Genomic DNA, 12,041 nt, shown 5'->3' with positions numbered 1-12,041 from the left:
GCCCGGAGGACCTTTCCTGCGGGAGCCGAAGGTGAGCTCGGTGTCCTCTGTGCGCTTCGGGGTACGATTCAACAGCGCGTCGGGAACCGTTGCCGACGTGGTGCGGTGGGCGCGCCTGGCCGAGGACCTCGGCTTCGACGACGTCTGGTACTGCCACGACCTCATGCTGCGGGACGCCTGGGTGGTGCTGACGGCGGTCGCCGCGGCCACCCGGCGCATCCGGATCGGGACCTGCATCGTCAACCCGTTCTCGGCCAGCCCGGCGGAGCTGGCCATGCGCGCGGCGACCCTGCAGGAGGTCAGCGACGGACGGTTCGTGCTCGGCATCGGGCCGGGCGACCCACCGGCGCTGAGCTGGGTCGGGCTGCGCCAGCGCCGGCCGGTGGGCGGGCTGCGCGAGGCGGTCGGACTGTTGCGGGCCCTGCTGCGCGGCGAGGCCACGCCGTGGGACGGCGCGGTGTTCCGGGGGTGGACCGCCGGGGCGCGGCTGCGGTTTCCGCTGCACCCCACGCCGATCCCGATCTACGTCGGCGGACAGGGCCCGCGCGTCCTGGAGCTCATGGGCGAGGTGGCCGATGGCGGGCTGCCCATCGCCTTTCCACCCGAGACGCTGCCGGCGGCGGTGGCGCACATTCGCGCGGGCGCCGCGCGAAGCGGACGGTCGCTCCAGGGCTTCGACGTGGCTGCATGCGTCTGGTGGGCGGTCGACGAGACCGTAGAACAGGCGCAGGCGGCGCTGCGGCCGCTCATCGCCTACTACGGCCCCTCGCTGCGCGCGGAGACCCTGGCGCCCATCGGGCTGACGCCCAGCGACTTCGACGGGATCCGGGAGGCGGTCGCGGCGGGCGACCTCCGGCGCGCGGAGGCACTGGTGACGGCCCCCATGTACCGGCTGGCGATCGCGGGCGACCCCGACCAGGTGCTCGACCGCATCGCGTGGCTCCGCACCCAGGGAGCCACACAGATCAACGTCGGGCCGCCGCTGGGCCTGGACAAGGAGCGGGCGCTGCGCCTGACGGCGCAGCACATCCTCGCGCGCGCGCGATAACCTCAGGATCGGGTCCTGTCAGTCAGGCTCCCGCCCTGGACCACGAGCACCCCGATCAGGACCAGAGCCGCGCCCAGCCACTGCGCCGGTCCGAAGGGCTGGCGGAGGAGCAGCGCGCCGCCCACCGCTGCCACCACCGGCTCGATCGTCGCCACAACGCTGGCCCGGCCCGCCTCGATGCGCCGCAGGCCCGTCGTGTAGAGCAGGTAGGCCAGGGCGGTGGGCCCGACGACGGTGTACGCCAGCGCCGCGGCCGCGCCCGCGGGTACGGGCGGGAGGCCGCCCGCCGCCACGAGCAGCACGAGGCCCCCGCTGCCGAGGGCGCAGGTGACCACCGTGAGGGGCGGGTAGCGGCGCAGCGCCGTCTTGCCGAAGATGCTGTACAGGCCGTAGGTGAGCCCGGCGCCGAGTCCGGCCAGCACGCCGACGCCGCTGGGGCGCAGCGATCCGCCGCCCCCGGCTGTGAGCGCACATCCGGCGACGACGGCGCCCACGGCCGCCACCTTGGCGCGCGAGAGCGGTTCGCCGAGCCATACCCGCGCCAGCACCACGACCCAGGCCGGTGCCGTGTACAGCAGCACGGCGGCGGTGGCCACCGTGGTCAGGGCGATGGCGGTGTAGTAGATCGTCATGAACCCGGCGACGCCCACCAGGCCGTACGCCGCGAACAGGGGGAGGTCGCGCGCGGCGACGCGCGGCACGCGACGGGTGGCGACGAGGCTGTAGACCAGCAGCAGCACGCACCCGCCCACCGCGCGCCACGTGGCCGCACCCAGCGGCGTCATGCCGCGCGCGAAGAGGCTGTGGGAGGCGAGCCCGATGGTGCCCCACAGCACCGCCGCGCCCGCTACCGCCGCGTACCCGACGAGGGTCGCCGTGGCGCCCGGGCCCGCGCGCCCGGCTGCAGCCGTGGCGATCGCCCCCGGTGGGGCCTGGCGAGTGGTTCCGTCGTGGGGGGCTGCAGGCCCCCGCGGGGTGCGCGGCAAGGGCGACGCGACGTTAGGGCTCGGCGACGGCGAAGAGCTCGTTCTGGCGGATGAAGCTCGACAGCAGCAGGCGCAGGTAGGGACTCTCCATCTGGGTCTTGTAGTCACGGATGGCCGCCTGCTTGGCGGCCAGCTCGTCGGGGCGCAGGTCGAAGCGCAGCCAGCGGTGCTGGTCGCGCAGCGACTTCGGCGGCAGCAGGTCGGCGTCCGGCGCGTAGCGCAGCGGCCGCGGGAAGTCCCACGCGTGCACCAGGTAGGTGTACAGGCGCGGCCACGGGTCCAGCCCGTCGCGCTCCCGCGCGCGCAGGGCGAAGCGGACGAACTGAAACAGCGCCTGGTGGTCGGGATGGCGGTCGGCGGGATGGTGGACCAGGATCGCCGTGGGGCGCACCATGAGCAGGATCGTCTCCAGGTCGTGCTGGAGGTCGTCGCCGGTGTAGAGCGCGTTGGGGCGAAACGCCAGCGGGTAGGGCGACCGCGACGACTTGGTGAAGGGGGAGACGAACGGGCGGGAGCGCGCCCGGCGTTGCTGCGCCAGCGCCATTAGGCCCCGATCGGGGTACCCCAGGAAGAAGATGTGCGTCTGGGGCACGCCCAGCCGGCCAAGCGCCCGCTGGGCTTCGCGCTGGCGCTCCATGCCTTCGGCGATGAAGTCGGCGGGGCGCGGGATCAGTCGCCGGCCGCCGATGGCGGCGGCCAGCCGGTTGCCGTCGCCGTTGGTGGCCAGGACCACGTAGACATCGCCGCCGGCGGCCAGGACCCGTTGCATCAATCCGCCCGCCGCCAGCATCTCGTCGTCCGCGTGGGCGGCGACGACGAGGAACCGGTCACCCGGGACGGGGTCCGGGAACGGTTCCAGCTGGCTGCCAATGGCCCGTGACGTCGTGAACAGTCCCATGGTCAGATACCCCAGCACCACGGCCAACCCGGTGGCTACCAGGACGCCACGGCGCACGGCGTGGGCCCCATGCCGGCGCCGCCGGTGCGGCGCCAGGATCTCCAGCGTCATGCGGACCTTGCCCTGGTAGCCGTGGAGCAGCCCGTATTTCTGTTCCTTGGTGGGGTGGACGACGCCGGTGAGCGGCACGCGGGCCACCGTCCACCGCTCGCGCCGTGCCACCGCGGTGAGCGCCCGCTCGAACCCGAAGCGCGTCAGGGCCAGGTGGGGGTGCGCTAGCAGCGCATTGCGGCGCACCACGCGGATCCCCGACAGCTGCGGTAGCACCGCCTGCAGCACGTCGCGGGCGAGCACCCCGACGGCCATGTCCCGACCGTCGTGCAGCACGGGCGCGACGAGCGCGGAGATCTCCGCGGGGTTGAGGTTGGCCAGGTCGGCGTCCAGCAGCAACACCACCGCCTCGCTGGCGCGCCGCGCCCCGGCCATGATGGCACCGCCCTTGCCCAGGTTCCTGGGGAGCGCCACCACCAGGTCGGCGCCAGCCGCCGCGGCGGCCTCCGCCGTGCGGTCGGTCGACCCGTCGGAGACCACGATGATCTCGGTGACCTCGCGCACGCGGCGCACGGCATCCAGCACGCCCGCAATGCGGCACTCCTCGTTGTACGCGGCGACGATACAGGAGACGCCCACGGCCTACCGGACCTCCCCGCGTCGGGCCAGGAAGTAGCGCCCCGGACCCGCAGGCTGCGTCTCTGCCACGGTGCAGCCCAGCTGCTGCAGGCGCCGCAGGAGGGCGCGCGCCACCCACGGAACCGCCGGGCCGCCTGTCGAGTAGCTCAAGACGATCCAGCCACCGGGCCGCGTTACCCGCACGAGCTCCCGCGGCACGGGGAAAGCGTTCTGCACGGTGACCAGGTCGAACGTCCGGTCGGCGAAGGGCAGGCGCGCCGCATCCGCCACCGCGAACGTCACCGGCCAGCCCTCGCGCCGCCCCCGCTGCACGGCGTGCTGGAGCATGGCGGGTGAGAGGTCGACCGCGACGCCACGGCAGCCCGGGAAGCGGCGCACCAGCAGCCCCATGGCGGCGCCCGTGCCCGTGCTGACGTCGAGGGCCAGGCCGGGCGCCGCAGGCAGGCGGTCGAGGGCGGCTGCCAGCGCGTCGAAGTAGCCGGCCTGTGGCACGACGTCCGCGTCGTAGCGCGGCGCCAGGCGGCGGTAGCGACCGCGGGCCATGGCCCGCTGCAGCGGCGAGCCGACGAAGCGCGACGTCAGCGCGCCCGCGGTGAGGTAGACCGTGTCGGTGAGGAACGACCCGAGCCAGATCGCCCGCATCACGTGCTCCGTCGTGAGGCCTGGGTGCCTACGTGGCGGAAGCCGGCGCCGGTATCCGGCCGGACTCTACACTACGGACAGGCGTTCGATGTGCCGCGAACACCAGGGTATGTTCTTCACCGGGGCCCGAGTTCCTGTCGGCACCGAGATGCCCCGTGCGCTGCTGGAGCGGTGCGTCTGTCGTCCCTGCACGGTGCGCATGCGCTGGAGCGGCTGGCGCCGTGAACCGCGGAGTCGGTGGGGCCTGCGGTATTCGCTGCACAGCCCACGTCCGCTGGAACGGCCCGCCCACGCACGCCCGCGATGTCACCTGCACGCGGGCGCTGGTCCGCGTGGAAGAGCGGCCACTGCTCCCGAGCCGCCTGCGCGATGTGTTCCCGGCGCTGCTCCGCGTGGAGGGAGCAGCGCGTGCACTGCACCCGCGCTGTGTGCCGGCGCCTTGTCACCCCTGCGCCCGTCCCGTATAATGAGCCGGCGCGTACAGCGGTACGGCCCCATCGTCTAGGGGACCAGGACGCGGCCCTCTCAAGGCCGAAACGGGGGTTCGAATCCCCCTGGGGCCACCACGAGCCACCACGACGGGACGACAGACGGCAGGCGGGCGCCCCGTCTGGCCCAGCGGGTTCGCGCGTCGTGGCGTTGTCGACGGGCCCTCTCGGTGGTGGTCGTCAGGCTCTGCCGGGCACGTCCTGCCGGGTGGCGCCGGGGTGCGAACGTCGCCGCGTCGTCCGCGGTTGCGCGCGGCATTCCGGCCGGTGTGGCGCCGGCAGGAGCCGTCCTCAGGGCCGCCAGCCCATCAGTGGCCAGTACACCAGCGCGCACACGGCCACCAGCGCCAGCAGCGCCAAGGACGCAGGGAGTCCCGACCGCAAGTAGTCGCGCGTGGTGTAGTATTCGTACCCCAGGGTGATCATGCCCGTTGGGGTCTGGGTCGGCAGCAGGAAACCCGGCCCTGCGGTCATCACCACGATCAGCCCGATCCAGACCGGGTCGAGCCCCCAGCCGCGTGCCAGCGTGAAGGCCAGGGGCAGACCCAGCGCGATCATGCCCAGGTTGTTCACGAAGCCCACGCGGAGCAGCACGATGAGCGGGGCGAGGACCGCCACCACGGCAGGGGGCGAGGGATGGGCCAGCAGCCCCAGCGCGGCGGCGGCCAGCCACGCCGCGGCGCCCGAGGACTCCAGCGCGTGGGCCAGGGTGAGCGAGACGGCGAACAGGATCAGGACGTTCCACTTGACGGCACCCAGTGCCCGTTCCCAGGTGAGCACCTGCATCCCGGGCACCAGCAGCGCCAGGGCGCCCAGCAGCCCGGCCTGCGCTGTCGTGATCTGCCAGCGCGGGCCGGCGATCCACAGGACGTACATGCCCGCGAAGACCGCGAGCAGCTTGCGCTCGGCGGGCCGCAGCGGGCCCAGGCGGCGCAGTTCGTCACGGACGTAGGTGGCACCGCCCGTCAGGTCGGCGCGCTCGGGTGGGAAGACGCGCAGCAGCAAGCGCCAGAGCACCAGCACGAAAATCACGACGGGCGGGAAGAACGCGAGCATCCAGCTCAGGTACGTCCAGCGATGGCCTGCGAGGCTGGCGAAGGCGCCCGCGGCGTAGACGGTGGCCCCCGCGCCGGTGACGACGCCGATGCCCGCCATGATGGTGGTATGGGAGGTGCCGATCAGCATCGCCCGGGCGAAGTTGGACGTGGGCGGAATGCCTGCGGCCTGCACGATCCCCAGGCAGATGGGTAGCACCATCGAGATGCGGCCGGCGGCGGTGGGCACCATGAACGTGAGCACCACCACCACGCCCAGCAGCGCCAGCAGCACCAGCGACGCGCGCCCGCCGGCCAGGCGGAGCATGCCGAGGGCGATGCGCCGCCCCAGGCCCGCATCGGCCATGCCCTGGGCGAGGATGAAGGTGGCCGCCAGCAGCCAGACGAACTCGGCGCCAAATCCCGCCACTGCCTCCTCGAACGTCACCACGCGCAGCAGCGCCAGGGCCGAGACGACCAGCAATCCGGTCATGGCGGGATCCTGGACGCCGCTGGCCCAGAAGACCACGGCGGCGCCCACGCCCGCCAGTGCCAGCGCGCCAGCGCGCGTCAGGCCCGGCGGGAGCGGCCCGAGCCCCGCCAGCAGGAACAGGGCGATGGCGGTCGCCCACACGGCCGTCGGCCACCGTGACCGGACCGCGGCCGCGTCGGTCGACAGGGCGTCGGCGGCGACCTCGTCGGGGGTCACAGCGCGCGCACCAGGCCTCCGTCGACGATGATGATCTGGCCCGTGGTGTACGAGGCCCAGGGCGAGGCGAAGAAGACGACGACGCCGGCCACCTCGCGCGGCGTGCCGTGGCGGCCGAGGGGCACCGGCGCCGCGTCGCGCTGCAGCCAGGTCTGTGGCGTCAGGCCCTCCCGTGCGGCCTCGGCCTCGGCGCGGGCGCGGCGCCGCTCGGTGAGGATCCGCCCCGGGGCCACGCAGTTGACCACCAGGTCCGGGGCGAGCTCCGCGGCCAGCGAGACCGTCAGGTTGGCCAGCGCCGCCTTGGCCGCGTTGGAGGGCGACTGGTGGAAGTGGGGCGCCTTGCCCGACGCAGCGCCCAGCAGCACGATCCGCCCGCCGCGACGCATGTGGGGGACGACCAGCCGTACCATCCGCACCACGGCGAAGACGTTGAGGTCGAAGGCGTCGCGCCAGACGGCGTCGTCGAGATCGACGAACGCCCCGCGCACGCCTCGTCCGGCGGCGTGGACGTAGGCGTCGATGGCGCCCAACCACGCCACGGCCGCGGCCACGGCGCGCGTCGCCTGGGCCGCATCGGTCACGTCGGCGGGGACGGCGTAGGCCTCGCCCCCGGCGCCGACCGTGTCCCCGACCGCCGCGTCCAGCGCGGCCGCGTCACGGCCGACCAGCGCCACCCGCGCGCCCTCGGCGCCCAGCAGGCGCGCCACCTCGCGCCCGATGCCCCGGCTGCCGCCCACCAGCAGGACGGCGCTCCCGCGCAACCCCAGGTCCACGGACTAGGCGGTCGCCGCCGCGCGGCGCACGGTGTGGCCCTCCCGGGCGCGGCGGACGATGGGCCACAGGAGCGTGATCAGGGCGAACACCAGCAGCACCAGCGAGATCGGGCGGGTGAAGAACACCCAGGGGTTGCCCAGCGAGATCAGCAGGCTGCGCCGCAGGTTCACTTCCACCAGGAACCCGAGCACCAGGCCGAGCACCATCGCCAGGACGTTGAAGCCGAACCGACGCATTCCGTAGCCGACCAGCCCCATGAGCAGCACGACCCACACCTCGAACATGCGGTTGCTGATGGAGTAGGCACCCACCAGCACCAGCGCCAGGATGGCCGCGAACAGCAGCGGCGGCCGCACGTTCACCACCGCGATGGCGGGGCGCAGGGCCAGCAGACCCAGCCCGAGCATCATGAGGTTGGCGATCACCAGCCCGACGAAGAGCCCGTAGACGAGCTGGGGGCTGCGTTCGAACAGCTGCGGGCCGGGCGCGATCCCGTGCAGCATCATGGCCGCCAGCATGATCGCCGCCGAGTTGGACCCGGGGATCCCGAACGTCAGCAGCGGGATGAGCGCCGTGCCCGTCACCACGTTGTTGGCGGTCTCGGGCGCTGCGACCCCTTCCAGCGACCCACGGCCGAACTCCTCGGGGTGCTTCGACCAGCGCTTGGCCTCGTTGTACGAGATGAACGCGGCGATGGCACCGCCGCCACCCGGCAGCAGGCCTTCGATGGTGCCCATGACGATGCCCACCAGCATGGCCACCCGCAGGCGCACCAGCTCGGCCCAGGTCGGCAGGGCGGTGGTGAACCTGCCCTTGATGGTCTCCCACGCGCCGCCCTCGGCGATCTGGTAGAAGATCTCCGAGACCGCGAACAGGCCGATCATCCCCGCAGCGACCTCCACGCCGGTGAGCAGGTCGGTGCCCCCGAAGACGAACCGCGGGGTGCCCGAGAACGGATCGGTGCCGGCGGTGGCGACGATGAGGCCCAGCAGCGCCGAGATGGCACCCTTGAGCAGGTCGCGCCCGACGAACGAGCTGATGAGGGCCAGGCCGAAGACCCCCAGGGCGAAGTACTCGGGCGGGCCAAACGCCAGGGCGACTTTGGACAGCGGCACAGCGAAGGCCACCAGGATGACGACGCTGGCGAGGCCGCCCACGGTCCCGGTGACCAGCGAGACGCCCAGGGCCTTGCCCGAGAGGCCCCGCCTGTGCAGTTCGTACCCGTCGATGACCGTGGCCGCCGCACCCGGCGTCCCGGGCGTGCGGATCAGGATGGCGGTGATCGAGCCCCCGTACATGGCACCGATGTAGACGCCCGCCAGCATCATGAGCGCCACCGCAGGGTTCATGCCGAAGGTCAGCGGCAGCAGCAGGGCCATGGCGATGGACCCCGAGATCCCGGGCAGGGCGCCGCCCACGATCCCCCACGCGACGCCGAAAAGCATCATGAGCAGGGCCACCGGCTGGAACGCCAGCTGCGCGCCCAGCACGAACCGGTCGAGCATCACCGGCCTCCCAGCGGGCCCATGGGGACCAGCACGTGCAGGGCGCGCGCGAAGACCAGGTAGAGCGCGGCCGTGACCCCCACGGCGACGCCGGCCAGCGTGCGGAGGTCGCGGTGGCCCAACACCCGGATCACCGCGGCCAGGAAGAGCGCCGTGGCCACCGGGTACCCCAGCGGTCGCAGGGCCAGGCCGTACCCCACCGTCAGGCCCACGACCAGCGCCAGGGCGCCGGCGCGGGCCCGCGGCAGCGGGCCGGGGTCGGACCGGCCGCGCACCGCCCGCGCCACCAGGCCCAGCGCGCACGCCGCCAGCGCGACAGCCAGCAGCCGCGGGAAGAACGTCGGGCCCAGCCGGTCGGACGCGAACCCCAGGGCGATGTCGAGCGACGCCCGGTAGTAGGCGCCGGCGAAGGCCAGCAGGCCGAGCCCGATGAGCAGGTCCGCGCGGCGCACCGAAGCAGCGGCGTTACTTGAGGACGCCGATCTCCTTGAGGTAGCGGCGCAGGGTCTGGTTCATCATGTCCAGGTAGGCGCGGTACTGCTTGTGGTCCATGTAGCCCGGCAGCAGGTAGACCGACTCGTAGTACTGCTTGTACGCGGGCTTCTCCAGCACCTGCTTGACCACGCGCTCCCAGTAGGCGACCGCCTGGGGGTCCATCCCCTTGGGCCCCAGCAGCCCGCGGAACTTGGTGACGACGATGGGCACGCCCTGCTCGGTGGCCGTGGGGATGGTGGTGCGGGGAAGGCGGTCCTTGGTGAACGACGCCACCACCCGCACCTGCCGGGCCTCGACCTGCGCTGCGACCTCGGCGTACTCGCCCACGCCCAGGTCCACGTGCCCGCCCAGCACCGCCAGCAGCAAGTCGCCGCCCCCTTCGAACGTCACGGGCTGCACCGAGACCTTCGCGACCTTCTGGATCTGGTGGGCGATCATGTGCTCGACCGACCCCGGGGTGGCGGCGCCGAAGCGAATCTGCCCCGGCTTCGCCCTGGCCGCGTTGACGATGTCGGGCAGCGTCTTCCACGGCGAATCGGCCTTCACGTAGAGGATCATCGGGTCGAAGAAGACGTTGACGACCGGTTGGAGGTCGAGGTAGGTGTGCTGGGTGCGGGTGAGCATCGGCGTCTGGAGCATCGTGGGGGTGGACCCGTACAGCACGTACCCGTCGGGAGGGCTGGTGGCCACGTAGGTCACGGCCGTGGCCGACGCGCCACCCCGGCGGTTCTCGACGACGATCGGCACCGGGACGATGCCTTCCAGGTGCTTGGCCAGGTTGCGCAGGAAGATGTCCCCGCCCGCGCCCACGCTGGAGTGGGTCACCAACGTGATGGGCTTGCTGGGGTACGTGCCCTGGGCCAGGGCCGCCACGCCCAGACCACACACCATGGCGACGAGCGCCACGCCCGCCGCCAGTCTGCCGCCGTACCGCATGTCGCTCCCCTCCTTCCCGAGCTGTTGCCGTGCGCTGCCGCGCCGGGAGAGCGGTCCCGGCGCGCTACAGGCCTTCCGCGAACACCGGCCGTCCGCGGTCGATGACCACCTCGTCGTCGAGCGTCACCGTGGGCTGGAGGAGGATGATGTCCAGGTGAATGGCGCTGTCGACGACCCCGCCCAGGCTCAGGTTGTCGCCCAGCGCCAGGTGCGCCTGCCCCAGGCGCTTCTTGATCTCGCGGCTCTTGGGAATCACCCGACACGCCGGGTTCGTGCCCAGCGCCAGCTCGGCGGCGAAGTTGCGACCGCCGGGGTCCTTGCGCTCGAGGATCGCGTGCAGGGCGGCGGCCTGGGCGCCCCCGTCCACCCGCACGATCTGCCCGGCGCGCACCTCCAGCCGGAACGGCTCGGTCACCGGGCCGATCTTCTCGATGAGGTAGGGGTCGACCAGCACGCCTTCGGTGCGGCCCTCCCGCGGGGCGATGGCAGCTTCGCCGTCGGGCAGTCCCGAGAACTCTCCCGGCCGGCGCGCGAAGCCCGCCAGGCCGAACGCCGGCCGGCCGGTCAGGTCCAGCGTGAGGTCGGTGCCCTCTGGCGTGGTCACGCGGGCCCGCGCAGCCTCCGCCAGCAGCGCCACGCCGCGGCGGGTGATGCGGTCGACCTGCTCGTAGTCGGCGGTGACCCCGCCCCGCACCATCATCTCCTCGTCCACCTCGCGGAGGTTGCAGACGCGGGCCCCGGCGCGCAGCGCCTCGCGCTCGGCGTTGGTGTGGGTCATCGAGTGCGACGTCTGGACGATGATGACGTCGGCGGTGCGCATCGCCGCGGCGACCGCCGGCGGGGGTTCTTCGCCGCCCATCTCGCGGGCGGGCATGGTGACCACCACGGTTTCCAGGCCGTAGAACGTGCCGGCAGCGGCCAGCAGGTCGGTGATGGTGCGGGGGCGCTCGAAATCGGTCACGATGACCAGCCGCTCGCCCGGCCGCACACCCAGCACCTGCTCCATGATGCGCCGGGCCGTGGGGGCCATGGGGGCGATCATGGCCGCGCCTCCGACGGCGCGGGGGCCGCACCGCGCGGTCCGGCGTCGGCGGGCGCGGGGCGGGCCTGGAGCTGGGCCCGGGCGGCGCGCCAGGCGTGCATGATGTGGCGTTCGTTCAGGCGCTTGGCGGCGGCCGCGTCGCCCTGGGCGATGCGGCGCACGATGGCCTTGTGCTCGGCGATGGTGTGCGGGGGGCGGCCCGGGTAGGACAGCGACTCGACCCGGAGCAGCACGATGCGGGCGCGCAGGTTCGCCAGCAGCGCCTGCAGCAGCGCGTTGCCGCAGCCGGCGGCGAGCTCGTCGTGGAAGGCGTTGTTGGCGGCCACGATCCCGGGGATGTCCCCGCGCGCCCAGGCCTCCTCGGCCGCGGCCACGTGGCCGCGCAGCCGTTCCACGGCGGCGACGTCGGCCCGACGCGTGAAGAGCGCCACCGCCAGACCTTCCAGCGCCGCCCGGACCTCGTAGAGCGCGCGGGCGTCATCGAGGGTGGGGCGCGTCACCACGGGCCCGCGGTAGGGCACGGTGGTGACGAGCCCCTCGAGCTCCAGCATCCGCAGCGCTTCGCGGATCGGCGTGCGGCTCACGCCCATGCGCTCCACCAGCTCGCGTTCCACCAGGCGTTCGCCGGGCTGGAAGCGGCCCGAGAGGATCGCGTCGCGCAGCTTGCGGGCCACCAGCTCCCGCGTGGGCAGGTTCTCGACTACCAGCAGGTCGCGCACCGGGGCGTCCTCACCTCCTCCGGCAACGCTGCCGCCACCGCGCAGCCCACCGGAGCCGTGGTCGCGGGCCCGTCC

At 73.3% G+C, this 12,041-nt stretch carries 11 protein-coding genes and 1 tRNA gene; 2 read left to right on the top strand and 10 right to left on the bottom strand.

The window, feature by feature from the left end; translation table 11 throughout:
* Window positions 1-40: 40 nt before the first annotated feature.
* Window positions 41-1,048 carry an LLM class flavin-dependent oxidoreductase gene (locus QN157_03910; protein ID MDR7554731.1) on the top strand — a complete coding sequence of 336 codons (1,008 nt, stop codon included), beginning with the start codon at window positions 41-43 and terminating at the stop codon, window positions 1,046-1,048.
* 2 nt (window positions 1,049-1,050) lie between these two features.
* Here the strand turns inward: QN157_03910 and QN157_03905 are convergent, their stop codons facing one another.
* From QN157_03905 to QN157_03895, 3 genes are read right to left on the bottom strand one after another with little or no spacing between them, the layout of a single operon-like run.
* Window positions 1,051-2,034 (bottom strand): EamA family transporter, encoded by a 984-nt coding sequence (locus tag QN157_03905; GenBank protein MDR7554730.1) that lies wholly within the window; start codon window positions 2,032-2,034, stop codon window positions 1,051-1,053.
* Window positions 2,035-2,047: 13 nt separating this feature from the next.
* Window positions 2,048-3,622: a PIG-L family deacetylase gene (locus QN157_03900; GenBank protein ID MDR7554729.1), complete on the bottom strand. Its 1,575-nt coding sequence runs from the start codon at window positions 3,620-3,622 to the stop codon at window positions 2,048-2,050.
* A gap of 3 nt (window positions 3,623-3,625) precedes the next feature.
* Window positions 3,626-4,264, bottom strand: coding sequence for a methyltransferase domain-containing protein (locus QN157_03895; GenBank protein ID MDR7554728.1), 639 nt, complete (start codon window positions 4,262-4,264; stop codon window positions 3,626-3,628).
* A 490-nt stretch (window positions 4,265-4,754) separates the two neighbouring features.
* On the opposite strand from QN157_03895, the gene QN157_03890 reads away from it, so the two are divergent.
* Window positions 4,755-4,830 (top strand) — tRNA-Glu (locus tag QN157_03890).
* A 213-nt stretch (window positions 4,831-5,043) separates the two neighbouring features.
* Here the strand turns inward: QN157_03890 and QN157_03885 are convergent.
* The 7 genes from QN157_03885 to QN157_03855 form a co-directional block, all read right to left on the bottom strand.
* Window positions 5,044-6,495, bottom strand: a complete 1,452-nt coding sequence (locus tag QN157_03885; protein ID MDR7554727.1) for a DASS family sodium-coupled anion symporter — start codon at window positions 6,493-6,495, stop codon at window positions 5,044-5,046.
* Window positions 6,492-7,268 (bottom strand): SDR family oxidoreductase, encoded by a 777-nt coding sequence (locus QN157_03880; GenBank protein MDR7554726.1) that lies wholly within the window; start codon window positions 7,266-7,268, stop codon window positions 6,492-6,494. The genes QN157_03885 and QN157_03880 overlap by 4 nt, the downstream gene beginning before the upstream one ends.
* A gap of 3 nt (window positions 7,269-7,271) precedes the next feature.
* Window positions 7,272-8,774: a tripartite tricarboxylate transporter permease gene (locus tag QN157_03875; protein ID MDR7554725.1), complete on the bottom strand. Its 1,503-nt coding sequence runs from the start codon at window positions 8,772-8,774 to the stop codon at window positions 7,272-7,274.
* Window positions 8,774-9,226 (bottom strand): tripartite tricarboxylate transporter TctB family protein, encoded by a 453-nt coding sequence (locus QN157_03870; GenBank protein MDR7554724.1) that lies wholly within the window; start codon window positions 9,224-9,226, stop codon window positions 8,774-8,776. The genes QN157_03875 and QN157_03870 overlap by 1 nt, the downstream gene beginning before the upstream one ends.
* A 13-nt stretch (window positions 9,227-9,239) precedes the next feature.
* Window positions 9,240-10,205 (bottom strand): tripartite tricarboxylate transporter substrate binding protein, encoded by a 966-nt coding sequence (locus QN157_03865; protein MDR7554723.1) that lies wholly within the window; start codon window positions 10,203-10,205, stop codon window positions 9,240-9,242.
* A gap of 64 nt (window positions 10,206-10,269) precedes the next feature.
* Window positions 10,270-11,247: an aminopeptidase gene (locus QN157_03860; GenBank protein ID MDR7554722.1), complete on the bottom strand. Its 978-nt coding sequence runs from the start codon at window positions 11,245-11,247 to the stop codon at window positions 10,270-10,272.
* Window positions 11,244-11,966 carry a GntR family transcriptional regulator gene (locus tag QN157_03855; protein ID MDR7554721.1) on the bottom strand — a complete coding sequence of 241 codons (723 nt, stop codon included), beginning with the start codon at window positions 11,964-11,966 and terminating at the stop codon, window positions 11,244-11,246. The genes QN157_03860 and QN157_03855 overlap by 4 nt, the downstream gene beginning before the upstream one ends.
* Window positions 11,967-12,041: the final 75 nt, after the last annotated feature.

The organism is Armatimonadota bacterium, from assembly GCA_031459855.1.
Lineage (GTDB): Bacteria > Sysuimicrobiota > Sysuimicrobiia > Sysuimicrobiales > Humicultoraceae > Fervidifonticultor > Fervidifonticultor primus.
The sequence above is the reverse complement of the archived record's forward strand: the minus strand, read 5'-3'. Positions and strand labels throughout refer to the sequence as shown.

What these genes read in the sequence shown, in the direction of transcription:
- QN157_03860 (MDR7554722.1), bottom strand. Translation starts at nt 11,247, where the DNA reads ATGATCGCCCCCATGGCCCCCACGGCCCGGCGCATCATGGAGCAGGTG.
- QN157_03895 (MDR7554728.1), bottom strand. Translation starts at nt 4,264, where the DNA reads ATGCGGGCGATCTGGCTCGGGTCGTTCCTCACCGACACGGTCTACCTC.
- QN157_03865 (MDR7554723.1), bottom strand. Translation starts at nt 10,205, where the DNA reads ATGCGGTACGGCGGCAGACTGGCGGCGGGCGTGGCGCTCGTCGCCATG.
- QN157_03875 (MDR7554725.1), bottom strand. Translation starts at nt 8,774, where the DNA reads ATGCTCGACCGGTTCGTGCTGGGCGCGCAGCTGGCGTTCCAGCCGGTG.